Here is a 21,269-nt window from a genome sequence, read left to right as displayed (position 1 = left end):
CTAACAGGAATTTGTACACTCCAATTGTATGCTTCGGTTTACATGAATTCATGGGGTTGTATTATAATTGTAGGGGGTGAATTTTATGAATTATGCTTCGTTTTACCGGGATACCGGAGAACAATTTTTCAGGCACGGGCATTCCATCTTTCTGAATTACATTTCGGAGAGTCCTAAGCCGCATCTGCATGTGCATGACTTTATCGAAATTTCTTATGTCGCTTCCGGAACGGGGGTTCATATTCTAGGGGATAAAACCTATGAGGTTGGCAAAGGCGATTTGTTCCTGATCAACTACGATGTGCCTCACGAATTCAGGTCGTTCGATTCGCCCTCCGCAGCCCCTCTGGAGGTATACAATTGTGTATTCAAGCCTGATTTTATAGATGTGAATCTGATTGATTACATGGACTTTAGCGACGTAATTCATTATTTATCCTTTCGATCCATCTTTACTATAGAAGCAGACCATGTCGACGATGTGAAAATACTGGGCGGCGGAAATTCGGCGATTGAAGCGATCTACCGGAAAATGCTGGAGGAGTTCACCAGGCAAGAAGAGGGATATGTCGAGCTTCTAAGAGCTTATCTTATAGAGCTTCTTATTCACATCTTTCGCGTGCTCAAAAAATCGGGCAAGGCCGGAGGCGCTGCAATGACGCATCATGCCAAGCTAATCGAACAATCCAAGCAATATCTCAGGGCGAACTATGCCCTCGGGGCCAAGCTGAACGAGCTGGCTTCCCAGTCGTTCCTGAGCCCGACCTACTTCTGCAAGCTTTTTAAGGATTATACCGGTACGACCATTTCGGAATACGTTCAGAGCCTTCGAATCGAAGAGGCCTGCCAGCTGCTTCAGCATACAGACGAGAAAATCATTGCGATCGCACAAAAAGTGGGCTATAAGGACATCAAGCACTTTAACGAGGTGTTCAAAAAGCTGACAGGCATGACGCCGAGCAGCTATAGAAAAATGATGTGAATCTATATTTTTCTTGCAATAAAAGCGCTTTCGAGTAAAATACAAAGTAAGTCTTCCATTTTGCTATTTGCGCAAACGTTTTCTCAACAAGAAGGGTTGTTATGAATTACAACTGGTTTCTACATACGAGATAAATATGACCTAAGGCTGGAGAAAACTGAATTTTCGGCATATTATGACATGCGGCTGTTACGTGACAAAATTCCCTTCATGGAATTTTTACGGCAGACGTCATTTTTGTCGAGTTTGCGCAATCGTTTGCATAAAAGTGAAGGCATTATTGGATGTTTAGTACGGTTTCTTGTAGCTCTGTATGCCGGAAGGAGGGAGATCGCCAGAAGCGGAAGGGTGCATGAATTGTTGATGAGGGTCAGACTTTGAGACTTTGAAACGAAGGGAGAAACAACGGTGAGCAGACGTTCTCTATCTAAGCGCACATTCATCATGACTCTGGTGTGTGCAATGTTGATCAGTTTATTTTCGCAAGCGTTTACATTTTCTCCGGCAAGTGCAGCTAGCGGCGACCCGGAACCGGTGGTTGCTGTCTTGGTTGGTGATTTGCAAAGTGAATTGAATGGCACCGATTGGTCGCCTGGAGATCACACGACCAGGATGATTTACGATGGCAACGGGTTTTATCATTTTACCGGGACTCTGCCGGCAGGTAATTACGAGTACAAGGTAGCTTTGAATAACTCCTGGGATGTAAGCTACGGGGCGAACAAGGGCGGAGATAACATCAAGCTGTCCTTGGCTGCTGAGCAGGAAGTGACCTTCTACTACAACCATAATACACATGCCATTGCGGATACGACGCACTATACGCCGTTGAGTAAGGACCAGCTTCCGCGTCTGGTAGGCTCCATTCAGTCTAAAATCGGAGACCCCGCTGATTGGGATCCCGCCGGAGCCAAGGCCCTCTTGCGAGATGCTGAATTCGATAACAAGGTCTATACCATTACCTTGAATGTGCCGAAGGGCAGCTATGAATACAAGATAGCGCTTGGGCCTTCCTGGGATGTCAATTACGGTGCAGACGGCGTCAAGGATGGCAGCAATATCAGCTTGAATGTGCTTGAGGATACTAAGATCACATTTACTTATGTAAATGACACAACGCACGCGATCTACACGGACTACAGTCCAGGCGGTTCAGATGGCGCGGTTAACGCAGCCAAGCTGTATCATTACACTTGGAATAAGCTATATCGCGCTCCATTCGGGGCTATCTCAGCCGGGGAAGAGGTCACACTTCGTTTGCAGTCGAAGTCCGGCGATTTGACTCGGGCGAGAGTGCTTCTGAAGAATTACACGAGCGGTTCAAGCAAGCTATACAATATGAGCAGCGCAGGCACGGCAATAATCAATAATGAGGAAGTTGAAATTTGGGAGGCATCCATTACTCCCGCGGTTGCAGGGGTTTATGGCTATAAATTCCTTGCCGGTGATGGGGACGCTCAAATCGAATACGGCGAAGATGCCGCTGAGGGCGGAGCCGGGAGCGCGGCTGCAAGCAATGCGGGATATTTCCAGTTGACGGTATATGATCCGGCCTTCAAAACGCCGGACTGGATGAAGGAAGCTGTTGTGTATCAAATTTTCCCTGACCGCTTCTTTAACGGAAATCCGGCTAATGATCATGTCAAGGATGAACATGGCTCAAGGGGGCCTATGCCGATTGAGCATATGGACTGGAGCGAGCTGCCGGATAATCCGGATATGAAGAACGAACCGGGCTATCAGGGAGACGGAGAATACAATAACGACTTTTTCGGAGGAGATATTGCGGGCATCCACGCCAAGCTGGATTATCTCGAATCTCTCGGCGTCAATACGTTGTACCTTAACCCTATAGCCGAGGCTTCCTCCAATCATAAGTATGATGCAGCAGATTGGAAGTCACTGGATCCGATGTTCGGGACCGCTGAGGAATTCGAGGCGTTTACTACCGAGCTGCAAAAGCGCGGCATGCACTTGATTATGGACGGTGTATTTAACCATACCGGTGATGATTCCATCTATTTTGACCGTTACGGCAAATATCCGACCATTGGGGCATACGAATATTGGTCGCTTATTTATGACCTGATGAATGATCAGGGGATGACCGAGACTGAAGCGAAGGAACAAGCGGCCAAGACCCTTACGGAGGAAGGCCAGACCTTTAGTCCGTATGGCTTTGAGAATTGGTTTAATATCAAGAACAACAAGGTGGACGCAGGAACGGCTAATGAACGGTACGAATACCAATCCTGGTGGGGATTTGACAGCTTGCCTGAGATCAAATCGGTGCCGGGGACTGCGGTTGACTATGATAGTGAATTAAATAATGAGCAATTTGCGGATTACATTTTCCGGGATGAAGACTCTGCGGCAAAAATCTGGCTTACACTCGGCGCTTCCGGCTGGAGGCTTGATGTAGCCAACGAGGTTGATCCTGCATTCTGGCAGGAATTCCGAACGGAAATCAAGGATAAGAAGCTGAACGATGGCAAGGACCCATTGATCCTCGGAGAAATCTGGGACGATGCCTCCAAATATTTTCTCGGTGATCAATACGATTCGGTCATGAACTACCGCTTCCGCGGAGCTTTGATTAATTTCTTGAAGAACGGAAATGCCGAATCGGCGGATAGTACGCTGATGGCTGTAAAAGAGGATTATCCGAAGGAAGCATTTTATGCCTTGATGAACCTGATGGGCTCACACGATACCGCAAGAGCCGTATTCGTTCTCGGCGGCGGTACCGACAGCTATGAACGGGCGGAATTTGATAAAAATTATAATTACGAGCTCGGCAAGAGCCGCTTGAAACTGGCTTCCATCTTCCAGATGGGGTACCCGGGTGCGCCGACAACTTATTACGGGGACGAGGCCGGTGTAACGGGCTCGAGCGATCCGGACAGCCGCCGCGTATATCCTTGGGGACATGAGGATACGGATCTGATCGAGCATTACCAGAAGATCGGCAAAATCCGTACAGACCATAAGCAATTGTTCGCTTACGGGGAGTTGGAAACCCTGTATGCAAGCGGAGATGTCTATGTATACGGACGCAAGCTGGATAATCAATACGCGATCGTGGCGATTAACCGCGGTAATGCTGATAAGACAGTAGAGCTTAACCTGCAGGGGCAGTTGAAAAACGGAATTCATCTGACCGACCAGCTGAATACCAACTACAAGGTGACAACGGCCAATGGGGCTCTTACCTTGAACGTTCCTGCGATGGATGGACGCATGCTGATTGCGGATGCCGGACAATCGCTTGCTTTGCCGGCGCCTGTAAGCAATCTGACTGGAGCAGAGGGCGTTAGCTCGGTAACCCTTCAGTGGAGTCCAAGCGGAGATGCCCAGGAATATCATGTGTATGCTTCCACCATTCGCGGCAGCTTGTATGAACGGATCCTTTCGGAAGAGACCATTACAGGTACCAGTGCTTCTGTAAGCGGTCTCACCAATGGGAAGAAGTATTACTTCATGGTTACCGCAGTGGATGGAAACGGGAATGAATCTCCGGTGACGGAGAGCAGCGCACTGGTTCCGCACTATTCCTGGAATTCCGGAGACTATTACATTAGTCCTGCGACAGTAACCAGCTCTGTATATGTGGACCTGGAGTACGACCAAAGCGTCACTGCCGAGGTGTGGATCAAGGATGCCACAGATCAATTCTTAGCAGAAGGCCTTCAGGCAAAACTGCAAATCATGGTGCCCGGCGGAATGGATTGGGAGTCGCTTCCGGCCAGTTATGCAGGCCAGGGTGGAGGATATGGTACAAATAATGTATTCAAAGGGACCTTCACCGCTTATGAGGCAGGTGAATACCAGTATCGGATGGCTTTTTCAACGGATGCCGGAAACACTTGGATGGATACAGATATCGGAACGGTGATGATCGCCCAAGACCCGTCCGACAAGATCCCGCCGGTTGAAGACATTACGCTGGATCAGCCTTTGCAGGAATCAGGACAGGTCAATCTCTCTTGGTCTGTTACCGAGGTTGTGTATCCTCAGCCGAAATCAATGCGCCAGCTGTCTCCTGCATTTGATGCAACCACCGAAAATGCAGAGGGCACTGATCTGATGAATGCAATCACCGAAAATGCTGAGGGCACCGATCTGATGGATGCAATTCACGAGGCTGCGCCAACAGCAGCAGCAGAGCCGACAGCTTTTAGCGGCGAACAGGGAGCAGATGAAGCCGCATATGACTCGGTGTTCTTATACCGGATTTTCCGTGACAGCCAGCCCATCGCAGTGGTGAAGGGCGCTGATCTTCACACCTATCGGGATTATGATGTGGAGAACGGAACCACCTACACTTATTTCGTTCGAGCGTACGATAGAAAGGGCAATTCTATAGATTCGAATGTTGTGGCGGTAACTCCTGATCTTGTGATGGTAGAAGTGACCTTTAAAGTCCATGCGCCGGATTATACGCCATTGAGCACACCGATCACGATTCCGGGCTCGCAGAACAACTGGGATGTGAATGCATGGGAAATGAGCCGTAACGGGGCCACTTCGACGGATTGGGAATACACCACCTTCATTCAGGACGGAACTTCGATTACCTACAAGTATGCGAAGAACAAAACCTGGAACGAGGAAGGTCTGGCAGATCACACGCCGTATGATTCTACGATCGATAATGATGTCAGTTACTACGGCTACGGAGCTGAAGGCACCGACCTTAATGTCTTGATCACTAACCAGGGCGGAAACAAAATGGTGATCGAGGACTCCATTCTCCGCTGGATCGATCAGCCGGTTGTGGTTACTTCGCCAATGGATGGCGCAACCCTGACCACAGATACAGTGACCATTAGAGGAAATGCTATCAAAGGCGGCGATCTGAAGATCAATGGGCAAGCAGTGAGCATTGCCGATGACATGAGCTTCTCGAAGGAAATCAGCTTGAAGAAGGGTGTCAATACGATTACTGTCTCGGTTGCTCCGGACAGAGCAATCCAGGATACTATCTTTACCGGGAACAGTGAAGCAATCGGCAAAGCAACCTCCACACTTACCTTAACGGTAACGACTACGGGCGGAACGGTTGATGGAGGGGGCGGAAATCAGGGCAACAATGGCAACACCGGCAGCGGCAGCACGGGAAATGCGGGAAGCTCCGGCAACACCAATCATTCGAATGGCCGCATCCAAATTAGCGAGAGCACTCTAAAGGTGAATGACGGTACGGGGAAAGTTGTGATTAGCATGGAAAATGGAGTCCGCGAGGCCGCTCTGCCTGCTAATGCAGCTGATTTGCTGCAAGGGCAAAGTCTTGAATTTGTAAATGGAGAAGTCAAGGTACAGATTCCGTCGGACGTATTGGAACAGTTAAAGCAGCAGCTTCCAGCGGACCAATGGAGTACGGCTGAAATCATTTTCAGTATCGACAGACTCTCTGCCGAGAATGTAGCCTCGTTGCTCAAGGCAGCGGAAGCCAGGCTCCAAGCGGTTCGCCTGACAGCAGCAGGCGATATTCTGGAATTCAACCTGCAGATTGTGCCTAAGAATGGATCCGCGGTAGCCTTGTCCTCCTTTAATAAACCGGTAACTTTAAGCTTAGCCGTAAACAGTACTTCCAAGCCTGAATTGCTGGGGGTATACGATCTGGCAGACAGTGGTCAACTGGAATATGCAGGGGGAAGCAGGCAAGACGGCAGCATGACGGCTGAGGTTTATTACTTCGGTAAATACGCCGTGCTGGAATACGATAAAACCTATCATGATGTGCCTGCTTCCTTCTGGGCTTCGGATGTGATTAAGCAAATGGCGGCAAAACACATTATCGAAGGCGTGAGCGCAGTTTCATTTGCGCCGCAGAAAGACGTAAGCCGTGCGGAATTCGCGGCGATGATCGCCCGAGCGTTGGATCTTAATACGGAGGCTGCTTCTTCGAGCTTTGCCGATGTAGACAGCTCCAAATGGTATGCCGGCTCTGTAGCTGCCGTAGCGCAGGCGGGAATTGTATCGGGGCGAAGTGCCTCTGCGTTTGATCCGAATGCAGCAATCAGCCGGGAGGAAATAGCAGCAATTATCGTCCGTGCCTACCAATACGCGAATGGCAAATCGGCAGAGCAAGCCCCAAATGCAGAATTTGGTGACAGTGCAAAGATTTCAGACTGGGCGAAGACATATGTGAATCAAGCGGTGGAGCTTGGGCTAATGCAGGGCAGGGGCAATCTGTTGTTTGCGCCTCAGGACCAAGCAACCCGAGCAGAAAGTGCCAAGCTTCTGGCTGCGCTGATTCAAGTAAAGAAGCCTTAAGCTTCCTGCTCTCTATGGAGCAAATTCCGATATAAGTCGAACTATTGAATTTTACGTTTTGAGGGCAACGTGTGAGGTGTGCTTACGATCGCTGTTGTTCGTGGATTTCTCTAGCACACTTCACACTTATAGCCTTTCTACGTAGTTAATATAGTTCAACTTATACAGGAATAATAAGTACGCCCCTTGAGAAAGCATGGAACGAGGGTGTCCCAAAAGTCCCTGAACACAAAAAAGCCGGAAGGAAAAGGTGATATTTCCCATCCGGCTTTTTGTGCTTGTAGGAAGTAGCCGCGGCGCGAATGCTTTTTGTATGAATTTTCGTATATAACTGCTCTTTAATACCATCGACTGAAAGAGTTTGAATGATATTTCATACAAATTGCCCTCGTCCCCTCGCTTCACGGGCACTTTTATACGATATTTCGTTCAAAATCCTGGATTCAGGCGGTGCGGGAGGGATGTTGTGCGACTTTTCGTACAAAACTCTGCCATGGAACCGTCCACCGAGCGGGGCTGGCTGATATTTCGGACAAAAGGGAATGCAGATGACCTTGTTGCAGCAGGGACAGCATATGATCGCCCATTTGGGCAAGTGTGCGCTGCTGAGTCGGATTGTTCGACTGATGCACGCTTCCAAGCGCAACCTGGTGAAAGGACAGAGGATGGGCGAAGGAGATAATTACCGCCATTCGCCGTTTTATAATCGACCGAGTTTAGAGCTGCGGCTTTTATTTTTACCAAAATTTCGCCTGGCTTGGCTTAGGCTTCTCAAGCTCTCCGACCTTCATTTCATCGGCTAGCCCTTTACCTTCCAATAGTAGCGCCTTCATCTAAAACCACTCCTTTTGCTTCCTGATAGAACAGCTCCAGAATCAAATGTTCGTTGTAATTGCCGAATCCTTTACCAAATAAAGTGAGTCCGCCCCTGTGCACCGCATCCTTGTCGACGGCAAAGCGGAATGTCCATTGCTTCCTTCGGATGTCGACCTGATCAAGAGTGATGTCCGACAACTTGATCCCGTCCATAAAGGTTCCTTCGTGATTAATTCGCAGCTGCTTCAATAACCCGTACTGGTTAATGGCGCTAGGCCACCATTCCGGCGTATACTTCCCGCGCTGCTCGCCGTAATCGCCCGGACTGGTCCATATGCCGAGGGGAACCCCGTTGAAGGCGAAGGAAATATCCGACGGATAATTTTCGCTAATGCCAGGAGCTTCAGATCCAATCTCGAATGTGAATACAAGCTCATTGGGAGTCTGACTGGATAGCAGATAATTGGGGGCTTTATATTCGATAAAGCCGTGTCCAAACCAAAGAATCGCCGCATTAATCCGCTCAGGCTCCCAGAAATAGCGGGGATCATCAAATCCGCCGATATACTTCTCTGTCGTAGCCAGTCCGCAAGTAGGCTCGATGTAAAAATCGGAATAATGGCCTACGGGAATCTCTACCCGGTGACAATGGCGCTCGGGCGCGTCTTCTGTCCCGGGAAACTGGATCTGAGCTTCGGTAACGGCAAGAGAGCACACTTTTTGCAGACCGCTTTTCCCGGGGAGCATCTGGGTTGTAATCAGCCCGGCTTCGTCCAGCTTACGGACATGCATGGTCATAATCGCGCTCGATAAGCCGATGGAAGCAGCCAGCTCCTTCACGTTCATGGAACCCTCGGCCAGAAGGCGCAGCACTTGAAGCCGGACAGAGCTTGCCAGCGCCTCATATACAGGAAGTGATTGTTCGCTTAAATCAAGATTCATCTTTTTCCGTCCTTTTCGCATGATTAATAAATATATTATCTATAGTTTACGATTTTGACAAGAATAATCATTATATAAGTTGAACTAAAAAAACTACGTAGAAAGGGCATAAGTGTGAAGTGTGCTGAAGAAGCGTTAGCGTTCGCCTTTGTGAGCGGAATTCTTCCTTTACATGGCCAATTCAATCCAAGAAATCCGCGAACAACAGCGATCGTAAGAACACTTTACACGTTGCCCCCGAAACGTAAAACTCATTTAGTTCAAGCTATATAAAAGATTGAATTGACTTAATGGAGACAGAGTAACTATAATGTTATTGAAGTGACATAATAATTAATATTATTATTAATTAAGGAGTGATTCAGGATGAGTTTGCAAGGGATACTGAACACCGATCTTGGAAAAGGAACCATTCATCGTCATATTTATGGGCACTTTTCCGAGCATTTGGGGAGATGCATTTATGAGGGCATCTGGGTTGGCGAGGATTCGCCCATTCCTAATACAAAAGGGATCCGCAACGATGTTGTGAAAGCGCTCAAACAGATCCGGATTCCTGTGCTGCGCTGGCCGGGAGGCTGCTTTGCGGACGAGTATCACTGGAAGGACGGCATCGGTCCAAAAGCAGAACGGAAGCGCATGGTAAACACGCACTGGGGCGGGGTGGTTGAGAATAATCATTTTGGTACGCATGAGTTCATGGAGCTGTGCAGGCAATTAGGCTGCGAGCCTTATATTAACGGAAATGTGGGCAGTGGAACCGTTCAGGAAATGTCCGAGTGGGTTGAATACTTGACCTTTGATGGCGTATCCCCCATGGCAGAGCTTCGAGCAGCCAACGGTCAGGAGGCTCCTTGGAGGGTAACCTATTTTGGCGTGGGAAATGAGAATTGGGGCTGCGGGGGAAATATGCGCCCGGAATATTATGCCGATCTCTATCGCCGCTACCAGACCTATGTGCGCAATTACGGAGACAACAAGATTCACCGCATCGCCTGCGGCCCGAATGTGGATGATTACCATTGGATGGAGGTCGTCATGCGTGAAGCAGGAAGATTCATGGATTCCATCACGCTTCATTATTACACCCTTCCGAATGACAGCTGGGCAGACAAGGGCGAAGCAACCGGCTTTGATGAAAAAGCATGGCATACGACGCTGAAGAAAACGCTGCGGATGGATGAGCTGATCACCCGTCATTCGGCGATTATGGATCAATACGATCCTGAGGGACGTGTAGGCCTGATCGTGGATGAATGGGGAACCTGGTACAATGTAGAGCCTGGAACCAATCCAGGATTTCTGTATCAGCAAAATAGTATTCGCGATGCTCTGGTAGCCGGGCTGAACTTCAATATCTTCCATAAGCACAATCGGCGTGTGCGCATGGCGAATATTGCCCAGACCGTCAATGTTCTGCAAGCCGTTATCCTGACGGAAGGGGAGAAAATGATTCTTACCCCGACGTATCATGTGTTTGATATGTACAAGGTCCACCAGGATGCCGAGCTGCTGGAGCTTGCTCTGGATGCCGGCAGCTATAAGCTGGACGACAGCGAAATTCCGGCTGTAACGGGAACCGCTTCGCGAGATGCAGAGGGAATCATTCATATCAGCCTGTGCAACTTGCAGCATCATGCCGAAGCGGATGTGACGATCGATCTGCGCGGATTGGCTGCGGAGCAGTGGCAAGTAGAAGGAGTTACACTGGCCGGGGACAGAGTGGATGCCCATAATACCTTTGATCAACCGAACAACGTTGTCCCTAAGGCATTTGAGGCTTGTAATCTGGAAGGCGGCAAGCTTCATGCTGCACTGCCTGCGATGTCGGTTACAACGCTCAAGCTGGCGCCGAAGGCGTAGAACGTTGTCATGGCGGACAATACATGCAAAGCCTGCCGGGATGATTACAAAGTAACAGAGGCGCAGATGCAGCGCATCTTGCGGACCTCGGCCTTTGCTCCGGAGCGAAGAGTCGACGCGCAGCAGTATCAGGAAAGGCTGCAGCTGTGCAGCACTTGTCCCAAGCTATCGGACGGTGTAACCTGTACGGCTTGCGGCTGCATCATCCCGGTGGTCGCCTGGTTGAAGGAGCGGGCTTGCCCTTTGCCTGGAGGAGGACGCTGGGGCAAGCTGATAGGTCAAGCACCCGGCGGCTCTGTGGCAACTGTTGCAGAATGAGCAACTGAGTCTGAGTTAACCAAGGAGGCGCCCTGCAACTGCTTCGTTCTCCAATTGACTAAGCAAGAATGTGCACAAATCCGAACTCATAGGATGGTAACTTTATATAAACGGATTGTCGCGATAATGCTGCTCGGCATCAATCTCCCGGCGGTCGGGATGGTTGAGCTTGCGATAGCCCTGCGGGGAGATGCCGGTCCAGCGTTTAAACTGCTTGCTGAAATGAGAGGCGTCCCGGTAGCCGAGGCGCAGGGCGATTACCTCCACGGACAGGCTGTAATTCAGCAGCAGCAGCTTGGCCTGGCGGATAATCAGCCCCGACAGATACTGGCGCGGCGATTTGCCGTAGACCTGCCGGAACACGCGGTTACAGTGGGCGGGGCTGTACCCCAGCTTCGCGGCAATGTCCTCAATGCCGGGCCTCCCTTCACCGCCAGCTGCTGAAGCGTATACAAGCTCCTCAAGGTGCTTTTCAATGGCATTGGCGAGCAGAATCGCGTTCTCGGGCGGGCTTGGCTCGTATGCCGGCGGGTTATCGGGCAGCTCCGATAATGCCCAGCCACTAAGAGCGGTGAGCAGCCGAAGCGAGGCACGAAGCGCATTAAGGCGCTGGCGATGCGTATTCGGTTCACCTGAAATCGTAGAATGGATGAAATCGTTCAGCGCCTGCCGAACATCCGCTATTTCTGCGGTATCTCCCGTAAGAATAGTCGAATCGGCCATCATGAGGGAGCGTCTTAGGGATGAATCATCGATATCAAAATTAAGGGCGTAATACGTCATTCCCTCCGGCCCGCCGGAGCCCTGGCTGGAATGCTCCACGCCGGGACGGATAAACAGGATGTCCCCGGTTTGCTGCAGGAAGGAGCGGCCGGCAACCGTCATATGCTGCTCGGATTCCAGCACGATGTTGAGCTCAAACGTGCGGTGCTGATGCACAGGATAACGCCAGGCAGCGTTGACCTTGCGCCAGTGGGTGGCATAAATGCGGAAGGCGGCCTGAATATCCGGAGACATGATGCAATCCATGGTGTTAGGTGTGCCGGTATAGTCCATCACGATCGGAACCTCATCTGCTTTAAAATGGTAGCTTTATTATATCATACGGCATTAGGGCAATCTGGACGCTGGGCGTCCGTTTTGCCCATTTTGTCGTAAGGTTTGACCCTGTTCCGCCTCGAATGAAAGCCTTACCATAGATTTTAACCCTATGTAAATTGGATACTTTGCACGGCGGCGCATGGTTCAGCAAGCCGTCTTCTCGCGGCTGGAGGAGGATACTGCGGAGAAGCAGGCATAAAGATTGCCGTTATAAGCTCATTGGCCTTCGGTAGGGAACACTTCCCTGCAGCGAAGGCTCTTTTCTATTTTGGTGGGGAGGGAGAATATGAATCTGAATCATCCATGGAAAAAAAACGTACTCAAAAGGCTGATCCTCTCGTTTATTTGCATTCTGCTTCCGCTTTATCTCCTTAGCATGATCATTTATAACTGGGGGGTCCGCACGCTGAAGGATGAAATCTCCAAATCGATGATCTCACAGGTATCTCAGTACTACAGCGGCCTGGAGGAGGAATTCAAACGAATTCAAACGCTGCAGTACGATGTTTTGAGCGATGATAATCTGAACGCGCTGGGCTCTATCCCCGAATCGATGAATGATATTGAGAAAATGCAGAGCATCTTACGTCTGCAGCAACGGCTGAATGCGATACGCAACAGCAGCTCCTGTATCGTCGATGTATACGCCCATATTCCGGCGATCCAGAAAAATGTATCCGCTTTATCGATCTCCTCGCTCGATCCGCAGGAATTTTCCGAATTCAAGAATATTCCGCTATCCTTGGATTCGAAGCTGATCAATATGAACGGCAAAACCTATTTGAGCGCCTCCTATCCTTTTGTAACACCGGAGAGCAAGAAGTGGCCGCTCTTTATCGTGGTTATCGAAATATCCAAAGACAAGCTCAAGGAAAATTTGAAGAAGATGGTCAACTCCCCGGGGGAGGGATTGGTATTTAAAAGCTCGCAGTTTGAGATCACGACCAGCCATGACACCCACTTCGACCTTGCGGCCGCTTCGCAAATGTTAAGCGACGTCGACCCCAATACGGCCCAGACCGTGACCATTACGGACAAGCAGTATTTGGCCGTGTACAGCTACTCGCAATTCTTCGGGGCGGTGCTCAGCAAATACGTTCCGGTTCAGGCCGTGTTCCAGCCGCTCGAGAAATACCGAAGCTGGTTCGTGCTGCTGCTGCTCGTATCTTTTGCCATCATCGTCGTGTATTCCCTTTATGTCTATAAGTATATTCACAAGCCGCTGTATAAGCTGGTCAAGGCTTTCCGCAAAGTTGAGCACGGCGATTTCAATGAGCAGATCGACCATGATTTCAATGATGAGTTCCAGTATATCTATACACGGTTTAACGCCATGCTGGAAAATCTGAAGTCCTTGATCGATCAGGTGTACAAGCAGCAGCTATTAACGCATAAGGCCGAGCTGATGCAACTGCAGTCCCAGATCAACCCGCATTTTCTCTACAACAGCTTCTTCATTCTCAATACGATGACGCGCTTGGGGGACTACGACAATCTTGAGCGATTCACGAATCAGCTTGGGGAGTACTTCCAATTCATTACGCGAGGCGATTCCGATGAGGTGCTGCTGGGGAGAGAGGTAAACCATGCGAAGGTGTATTCCGAAATCCAGGCGATGCGGTTTGCGAAGCGAAACCGGATTGAGTTCGGCGATTTGCCAGAGTATGTAGGCCATATCATGGTGCCAAGACTGATTCTCCAGCCGATTATTGAGAACGCCTTCAAGTACGGGCTGGAGAAGAAAAGTGCGAACGGCATATTAAGAGTGCACATCACAAAGGATGGCAGTGAGCTGCTGCTGATCGTGGAGGATAATGGCGAGGAACTGACGGATGAGCAGATCCGTGCTCTGAACGAGAGCCTGTCGCGTCCGGATGAGACGGAGACGACAGGGCTGCTCAATATACACCAGAGAATCCGCCTGAAGTTTGGACAGAACAGTGGATTATATATGGAGCGAAGCGAGTTGGGCGGATTAAAAGCGACGATTCGAATCGTGATTTCGGATGGAGGGATGTAAGATGTACAGACTTTTAGTCGTCGATGACGAAATGATTATAGCGGACGGATTGTATGAGGTGCTGTCGAATTTGCCCCAGCTGGAGCTGGATGTTTACAAGGCCTATTCCGGTGATGAGGCGGTGCGGTTGTTCGACCGGACGCGCTTCGATATCGTGCTTACGGATATCCGGATGCCGGGCCTCAGCGGACTTGAGCTGCTGGACAAAATCAGGGAGAGATGGCCTAGCTGCAGGGTCATTTTTCTGACGGGACATAATGAATTCTCCTATATTTACTCGGCCTTCCGGTATGAGGGCGTGAGCTATCTATTAAAGACCGAAGGGTATGAAAAAGTGATTCAAATGGTCGAGCAGGCAGCCATGGATATCGAGACGGAACTGAAGGCCGAGGCGTTGCTCCAGAAGGCGCAGGAGCAGCTTGACGCGACAAGGGAATTGCAGCAAAAAGACTACGTCAAAGGAATTTTGAACGAGCAGCTCGGCGTGCAGGAGATCCATCAGAAGCAGTTTGATGAACTGGCAATTCCACTGCGCGCAGACCGTCCTGTGCTCATTATGCTGGGCAGGGTCAACAGCTTCGCCGGCGGGCTAAGCTATGCGACGAAATCCAGACAGCTATATCGGATCAGGCTTATCGCCAGTCAATATTTATCCGCCCGCGTCTTGTTCGTTGACGCCGTTACGGAGAACATGGATCCCGTCTGGCTGATCCAGCCTCTTCCGGAAAGCGGCGGAGCTGACGGCTGGGAGCGGGCGCTGACATTCATCAAGGGGAATCTGGAGCTGATCCAGTCAGCCTGCCGCGAGTCCCTTCGCGAGGTGCTTTCGTTCGTGCTGGACGACAGCGCGGCGAGGTGGGCGGATGTGGCGGAGCGATTCTCGACGCTGAATATGCTGATGAATTACCGGATCGGGCAGGGCTGCGGCATGCTGCTTCTCGATAAGCAGATGATCGAGCAGGAGCTTCAGCCGCCGGGGGACGGACTGCGCTCGAGGCCCTTGCTGCGCCATGCCAAGCTGAGTGTGCTTGCCGATCAGCTGGAGCACGGGCAACGGAACGAATTCAGAGCTATCCTGCTCGAATGCGCGGCAACGCTGGCCGACATCGACAGCATGCACCATGTTCCGGCCCAGGAGCTGTACTATTCCATCGGGCTCGTATATCTATCGTATATGAATCGCTGGAAGCTTGTGGAAACGGCGGCGACCCGGATCGGCCTGCACAAGCTGATGCAGCCGGGGGAGCATGAATCCTGGCAGCAAGCATTCGACTATTTGCTCCATGTCGGGGACATGCTGTTCAAGCTTCAAAGCCAGGAGGAGGAGAGACGGGCAAAGGACGTCATCACCATTATTCAGAAGCATGTCCAGGATCATCTGCATGATCCCGACGAGATATCGCTGGTCCGGCTGGCGGAGTTGGTCTTTTTTAACCCATCTTACCTTTCCCGTCTGTTCAAGCAGGTGACCGGCCAGAATCTGTCCGAATATATCTCAGCGGCCCGCATGGCAAAGGCCAAACGGCTGCTGGAGAACCCGGACGTCAAGATCCAGGATGTCGCGGAGCTGGTCGGCTACGGCACGGCCACGAATTTTACGCGCTCCTTCCGCAAGGCGACCCATATGACGCCTCAAGAATACCGAGCCTCTATAATCAACAGGTAAACAGCTGATTCAAATGTCAAGAGATGAATATTGAATGAGAGCGATTTCAAATCTAACATTAAATCTATAAGGGCCCTATACCACTTACAGTTATCAGGGAGGTTCATATGAAAAAGAGAAGAACAGTGAAAAAATCGGTAATTTTATGCTTGGCAGGTCTCATGCTGCTCACAGCCTGCGGAGGCGCGAAGGAAGCCGGCTCGCCGGCAGCCGCCCCGGATCCGGCCAAGACCGATACGGATTTGATGGCGAAGTATGATCCGCCCGTGGACATTACGGCATGGCGCTACACCGAATCAACGTACAAGTATGAGAACAACGATACGATTGAGGACAATATTTATACCCGCACTTATTTGAGCGATCTCGGTATTAATTTGAAGTATGTCTGGACGGTTCCCGTCGAGCAGTTTGACCAGAAAATGAACGTGTCGATCGCCTCCGGTGATTTGCCCGATATTATGTGGCTGAAGAACAAGCAGCTGACTGACCTGGCGGAGAACGACATGCTGTACGACTTGACGGATTTGTTCGAGAAATACGCATCGCCCATTACGAAGGAAATCATGCTGCAGGATGAAGCCAGCTTCAACACGGCCAAGATCGGCGGCAGATTGATGGCCATTCCTCACACATCCTCCGCGGTAGACGGACTGCCGATATTATACGTTCGTACCGACTGGCTGGAGAAGCTCGGGCTCCCTGAGCCGCAAACGATGCAGGATGTGCTCGCCATTGCGGAAGCGTTTACAAAAAATGACCCGGACGGCAATGGCAAGGACGATACGTTCGGCCTGGCATTGACCAAAACCTTTTTAACGGATGCTCATTTCGGTACGTCGGGATTCTTCTCCGGTTATCATGTGAATCCGGGGAAATGGGTGAAGGACGAATCGGGCCAGCTCGTATACGGAAGCATTCAGCCCGACGTGAAGGATGCGCTCGTGCAACTTCAGGATTTGTATGCCAAAGGCGTGCTGGATCGGGAGTTTGGTGTAAAGGACCGCGCCAAGGTCACCGAATCGGTGGCGAGCGGCAAGGCAGGCATGTTCTATGGCTCCATGTCCGCTCCGCTGTCCATCATTCAGCAGAATGTCGACAATGATCCGAAGGCTGAGTGGAAGGCTTTGCCGCTCGTATCCGTGAATGACAAGAAGGCTACTCCGATCGGCAAAATGCCGATTACGAGATACTACGGGGTGAGCAAGGACAGCAAGCATCCGGAGGCGATCATCAAGCTGCTGAACTTCAGCATGCAGGGCTATGATCCGGAAGCCGCACAGGAGAACAGCAAATTCGGGATTACCGATACGAACATTCCGGTCTATCTGTACAGCTTGATTAGCGCCGATCCGGCCAAGAAAAACCTGAACGCGCACTTGAATACGATGACGGCTCTGGAGACGAACGACCCGTCTCAGCTGTCCGTGGAGGAGAAGGGCTACTATGATCGAATCGTCGATTATCGGGGCGGCAACAGAGCGAACTGGGGAACGGAACGCGTATTCGGTTCGCCAAGCAGCTTCGACGTGATCGATCATTATGTTCAGGAGGACAACTACATTTTCGATGCCTTCTACGGGGCGCCGACGCCGACGATGGTGGAGAAGCTCGCCACCCTGCAGAAGATGGAGGAAGAGGTATTCACCAAAATTATCATGGGACAGTCTCTGGATAATTTCGATAAGTTCACAGAAGACTGGAAGAAGCTTGGCGGAGAACAGATTACAAAGGAAGTCAACGAATGGGCTGAGAAGAACAAATAAAAGTTTGGCTCAGATTGGATAAGAGAACGATGAAAAGGGAAGAAAGGGGCAACTCTATTTTCCCTTTTTATTGTAAGCATGGCTATGAATGGAGGAGCCGCAATGGGAATAAAGAAAAAACTGCAGGAAATCCCTCTGCATCTGATGATTTTACCCGGCATTATTTTAACGGTTATTTTTAGCTATGTCCCGATTATGGGGACGGTGATTGCTTTTCAAAAATTTGTTCCTTCCAAGGGGATTTTCAACTCTAAATGGATCGGGTTCGACAATTTCCGCTATATGCTGGACATGCCGAACTTCACGAGCGTACTATGGAACACCATATTTATCGCCGTATTGAAAATTATCGCGGGACTGATCGTCCCGATTATATTTGCGTTGCTGCTCAATGAGCTGGCGGGGGCTTTTTTCAAACGTACGATCCAGACGGTTATTTATTTTCCTTACTTCTTGTCCTGGGTTATCCTGGGCGGGATTCTGATCGATATATTGTCTCCTTCGAGCGGAATCGTGAATGAATTCCTGGGTGTGTTCGGCATCAAGCCGATCTTTTTCCTGGGGGATGATAAGTGGTTCCCTTATACGCTCGTCCTGACAGATACCTGGAAAACCTTCGGCTACGGAACAATCGTATATTTGGCCGCCTTGACGGGGATCGATCAGAGCCTGTATGAAGCGGCGACCATGGATGGCGCGAACCGCTGGAAGCAGATGTTTCACATTACGCTGCCCGGCATGCTGCCGATCATTACCCTGATGACCGTGCTCAGCTTGGGGAATGTGCTTAATGCGGGCTTTGAGCAGGTGTTCAACCTGTACAGCCCTATGGTGTACAGCACAGGGGATATCATTGATACGCTAGTGTACCGGATCGGTCTCGTGGACGCGCAATACGGCGTGGCGACGGCGGTTGGCTTGTTCAAATCGCTGATCTCCTTCGTCTTAATCGTCCTGTCCAACAAGCTGGCTAACAAATACGCCGGATACAGGGTTTTTTAGGAGGGAGAAGGCATGCACAAAACATCAATCAGCCGAAAATTATTTCTGACGTTCAACTATATTCTGCTAACCGTTACGGCCATTGTATGTATTCTGCCGTTAATCAACGTGCTCGCCATTTCCTTCAGCTCCAGCAGCGCCGCCGCTGCCGGGTATGTCAAGCTGTGGCCTGTTGATTTTACGGTCGCCTCGTATAAATACGCGCTGACCAAAAATGAATTTCTAACCGGATTTTTCGTTTCGGGCAAGCGAGTGCTGCTCGGCTACATCGTCAACATGCTTATTACCATTTCGATCGCCTATCCGCTATCTAAGGAGAAAAAGGCGCTCGGGATGCGGAACGTGTATGCCTGGTTCTTCATCATTACGATGCTGTTCCACGGCGGGCTGATTCCGACCTATATGACGATCAAGTCCTTGGGGCTGCTGGATACGATCTGGGCGCTCGTACTGCCTGGCGCCGTACCCGTATTCAATGTCATTCTGCTGATGAATTTCTTCCGCAACCTGCCCAAAGAAATCGAGGAAGCGGCTTATATCGATGGGGCCGGCCACTGGCGCGTGCTGTGGAGCATCTATTGTCCGCTTTCGAAGCCGGCCTTGGCGACGATCTCGCTGTTTGTTCTCGTAGGGCACTGGAACTCCTGGTTTGACGGGCTGATCTACATGAACTCGCCTTCCAACTATCCGCTGCAGAGCTATTTGCAGACGATCATCATTGAGGTGGACCCGAGCATCGTCAGCTCCAATGAGCTGCTCGATATGTCGGAGATTTCGAACCGGACATTTAAATCGGCGCAGGTGTTCCTGGCGGCCTTCCCGGTATTGATCATCTACCCGTTTCTGCAGAAATATTTTATGAAGGGGCTAGTGCTTGGGAGCGTGAAGGGATAAGACTGAGGCTTGTTACGGAAAAGGGGGGGAAAAGAGTGAATATGAACCGAATGATTATGCCTGCATGGGGAGATCTTGGCAACGGCTATTATCGTAATCCCGTGCTGAATGCGGATTTTTCCGATCCGGACGTTATCCGCGTGGGCGATGATTTTTATATGGTGTGCTCGGATTTTCATTTTATGGGCATGCCGGTGCTGCATTCACAGGATTTAATCAACTGGTCGATTATCGGCAAAGTATACGAACGGCTGGATATCGATCCGGCGTATGACGACATGCGAGCTTATGCCAAAGGAAGCTGGGCCCCCGCGCTCCGTTATCACAACGGGCTGTTCTATGTGTATTTCTGCACGCCGGATGAGGGGCTGTACATGAGCACGGCTCGTGATCCGGCCGGCCCCTGGAGTCCGCTTCATGAAGTGAAGCGCGTCGCTGGCTGGGAGGATCCTTGTCCCTTCTGGGATGACGACGGCCATGCCTATCTGGGTCACAGCACCGTTGGCGCCGGCCCGATTATTATTCATCGCATGAGCGCGGACGGCAGGACGCTGCTGGATGACGGCGTTATCGTCTATGTAGGCAAAATTGCCGAAGGAACGAAAATATACAAGAGAAACGGGTATTACTATTTGGTGATTCCCGAGGGCGGCGTAGAGATCGGCTGGCAAACGGTGCTTCGCGCCAGGGATATTTATGGACCGTATGAACGCCGGGTCGTCCTGCAGAAGGGAGCGACCGATATCAACGGTCCGCACCAGGGAGCATTGGTAGAGCTGGACAGCGGGGAGACGTGGTTCATGCACTTCCAGAGCGCGGGAGCGATCGGAAGGGTATGCCATCTGCAGCCCGTGGAGTGGGTGGACGATTGGCCCGTCATTGGCGCGGCTGGAGAGCCCGTGGCCGTGTATGCGAAGCCGTCCGTCGCCGGGCATCATCCGGTGCGGCTGCTGCAGACCTCGGATACATTTGAAGGGCCGGAGCTTGGACTGCAGTGGCAGTGGAACCATAATCAGGTCAATGACGGCTGGTCATTGCGCGAAAGGCCGGGGTATTTGCGGCTGAAGGCGATGCCGGCGCCGGAGCTTCTGCAGGCGAGGAACACTTTGACCCAGAAGCTGATCGGAAGCAAAGGCATCGTATGTACCGAGCTCAGCGTCCTGCATATGAATCCGGGGCAGCGAGCCGGCTTGGCCTTTCTCTGCGCCCGGGAAGAGAACTGGATCGGCGTTGTGACAGAGGAAGGCGGCAATTATCTTCAAGCGGTTACAGGTGGAACAGTGTTTCACGGTCCGCGGCTTGCGGGCGAAACGGTCTGGCTGAAGAGTCATATCGATTTATCGGGCGAGACCAGCTTCTTCTTCAGCCTGGATGGGATAAAGTTCATCCCGCTAGGCGGCGAGTGCCTTATGAGCGCAGGTTTCTGGAAGGGAGCGAGAGTCGGGGTGTTTAGCTATACGACCGGAGAGAAGGGTGGCCGGGCCGATTTTCACGGATTCCGGTACGAGCACGATGGCCCGGGCGAGCAAGCGGACATGTGAACAAAGTACGTATAAACGTACACATAAGGCTTTGTTAGCAGGGCCGGGAATTGAGTGTATTAGGTTGACTATATTGCAA

Annotated in this window: 13 protein-coding genes; 11 read left to right on the top strand and 2 right to left on the bottom strand. The window is 50.8% G+C overall.

Annotation, left to right across the window (positions count from 1 at the left end):
- Window positions 1-85 precede the first annotated feature (85 nt).
- From TX85_RS12935 to TX85_RS26800, 3 genes are all read left to right on the top strand, one after another.
- Window positions 86-982: an AraC family transcriptional regulator gene (locus tag TX85_RS12935; protein ID WP_044479514.1), complete on the top strand. Its 897-nt coding sequence runs from the start codon at window positions 86-88 to the stop codon at window positions 980-982.
- A 408-nt stretch (window positions 983-1,390) separates the two neighbouring features.
- Entirely contained in the window at window positions 1,391-7,261 is a 5,871-nt protein-coding gene (locus TX85_RS25380) for a pullulanase X25 domain-containing protein (RefSeq protein ID WP_049894922.1), read from the top strand.
- A gap of 542 nt (window positions 7,262-7,803) precedes the next feature.
- Complete coding sequence (locus tag TX85_RS26800) at window positions 7,804-8,064, top strand: hypothetical protein (protein ID WP_222860708.1); 261 nt, start codon at window positions 7,804-7,806, stop codon at window positions 8,062-8,064.
- Between the two features lie 4 nt (window positions 8,065-8,068).
- Here TX85_RS26800 and TX85_RS12920 read toward each other — a convergent pair whose 3' ends face one another.
- Window positions 8,069-9,019 carry an ArsR/SmtB family transcription factor gene (locus TX85_RS12920; RefSeq protein WP_044479512.1) on the bottom strand — a complete coding sequence of 317 codons (951 nt, stop codon included), beginning with the start codon at window positions 9,017-9,019 and terminating at the stop codon, window positions 8,069-8,071.
- A gap of 366 nt (window positions 9,020-9,385) precedes the next feature.
- Here TX85_RS12920 and TX85_RS12915 point away from each other — a divergent pair, with 366 nt between their 5' ends.
- Window positions 9,386-10,882 (top strand): alpha-N-arabinofuranosidase, encoded by a 1,497-nt coding sequence (locus tag TX85_RS12915; RefSeq protein WP_044479511.1) that lies wholly within the window; start codon window positions 9,386-9,388, stop codon window positions 10,880-10,882.
- 9 nt (window positions 10,883-10,891) lie between these two features.
- Complete coding sequence (locus tag TX85_RS12910; RefSeq protein ID WP_044479508.1) at window positions 10,892-11,200, top strand: DUF6171 family protein; 309 nt, start codon at window positions 10,892-10,894, stop codon at window positions 11,198-11,200.
- Between the two features lie 102 nt (window positions 11,201-11,302).
- Here the strand turns inward: TX85_RS12910 and TX85_RS12905 are convergent, their stop codons facing one another.
- On the bottom strand, window positions 11,303-12,217 hold the full coding sequence (locus TX85_RS12905) for an AraC family transcriptional regulator (protein ID WP_262362651.1): 915 nt from the start codon (window positions 12,215-12,217) through the stop codon (window positions 11,303-11,305).
- 370 nt (window positions 12,218-12,587) lie between these two features.
- Between TX85_RS12905 and TX85_RS12900 the strand changes: the two genes are divergently transcribed.
- The 6 genes from TX85_RS12900 to TX85_RS12875 all read left to right on the top strand — a co-directional run bounded on the left by TX85_RS12900 (window position 12,588) and on the right by TX85_RS12875 (window position 21,190).
- Window positions 12,588-14,321, top strand: coding sequence for a sensor histidine kinase (locus tag TX85_RS12900; protein ID WP_044479506.1), 1,734 nt, complete (start codon window positions 12,588-12,590; stop codon window positions 14,319-14,321).
- Window position 14,322: 1 nt separating this feature from the next.
- Window positions 14,323-15,987: a response regulator transcription factor gene (locus TX85_RS12895; RefSeq protein ID WP_044479504.1), complete on the top strand. Its 1,665-nt coding sequence runs from the start codon at window positions 14,323-14,325 to the stop codon at window positions 15,985-15,987.
- Window positions 15,988-16,094: 107 nt separating this feature from the next.
- Window positions 16,095-17,753, top strand: coding sequence for an extracellular solute-binding protein (locus TX85_RS12890; protein ID WP_044479502.1), 1,659 nt, complete (start codon window positions 16,095-16,097; stop codon window positions 17,751-17,753).
- Between the two features lie 102 nt (window positions 17,754-17,855).
- Window positions 17,856-18,755: an ABC transporter permease gene (locus TX85_RS12885; RefSeq protein WP_044479501.1), complete on the top strand. Its 900-nt coding sequence runs from the start codon at window positions 17,856-17,858 to the stop codon at window positions 18,753-18,755.
- Window positions 18,756-18,767: 12 nt separating this feature from the next.
- Complete coding sequence (locus TX85_RS12880; RefSeq protein ID WP_044479500.1) at window positions 18,768-19,649, top strand: carbohydrate ABC transporter permease; 882 nt, start codon at window positions 18,768-18,770, stop codon at window positions 19,647-19,649.
- Between the two features lie 41 nt (window positions 19,650-19,690).
- A complete protein-coding gene (locus TX85_RS12875; RefSeq protein ID WP_044480054.1) occupies window positions 19,691-21,190 on the top strand; it encodes a glycoside hydrolase family 43 protein in 1,500 nt (499 codons plus the stop codon).
- The last annotated feature ends 79 nt before the right edge of the window (window positions 21,191-21,269 follow it).

The organism is Paenibacillus antibioticophila (assembly GCF_000455265.1).
GTDB lineage: Bacteria > Bacillota > Bacilli > Paenibacillales > Paenibacillaceae > Fontibacillus > Fontibacillus antibioticophila.
Note: the sequence above shows the minus strand (reverse complement) of the source record. Positions and strands in the feature narration are given on the sequence as shown.

Coding starts and splice junctions, on each gene's coding strand:
- TX85_RS12900 (WP_044479506.1), top strand. CDS start 12,588: ATGAATCTGAATCATCCATGGAAAAAAAACGTACTCAAAAGGCTGATC.
- TX85_RS12910 (WP_044479508.1), top strand. CDS start 10,892: ATGGCGGACAATACATGCAAAGCCTGCCGGGATGATTACAAAGTAACA.
- TX85_RS12905 (WP_262362651.1), bottom strand. CDS start 12,217: ATGTCTCCGGATATTCAGGCCGCCTTCCGCATTTATGCCACCCACTGG.
- TX85_RS12875 (WP_044480054.1), top strand. CDS start 19,691: ATGAACCGAATGATTATGCCTGCATGGGGAGATCTTGGCAACGGCTAT.
- TX85_RS12890 (WP_044479502.1), top strand. CDS start 16,095: ATGAAAAAGAGAAGAACAGTGAAAAAATCGGTAATTTTATGCTTGGCA.
- TX85_RS12885 (WP_044479501.1), top strand. CDS start 17,856: ATGGGAATAAAGAAAAAACTGCAGGAAATCCCTCTGCATCTGATGATT.
- TX85_RS12895 (WP_044479504.1), top strand. CDS start 14,323: ATGTACAGACTTTTAGTCGTCGATGACGAAATGATTATAGCGGACGGA.
- TX85_RS12920 (WP_044479512.1), bottom strand. CDS start 9,019: ATGAATCTTGATTTAAGCGAACAATCACTTCCTGTATATGAGGCGCTG.
- TX85_RS26800 (WP_222860708.1), top strand. CDS start 7,804: ATGCAGATGACCTTGTTGCAGCAGGGACAGCATATGATCGCCCATTTG.
- TX85_RS12935 (WP_044479514.1), top strand. CDS start 86: ATGAATTATGCTTCGTTTTACCGGGATACCGGAGAACAATTTTTCAGG.
- TX85_RS12880 (WP_044479500.1), top strand. CDS start 18,768: ATGCACAAAACATCAATCAGCCGAAAATTATTTCTGACGTTCAACTAT.
- TX85_RS12915 (WP_044479511.1), top strand. CDS start 9,386: ATGAGTTTGCAAGGGATACTGAACACCGATCTTGGAAAAGGAACCATT.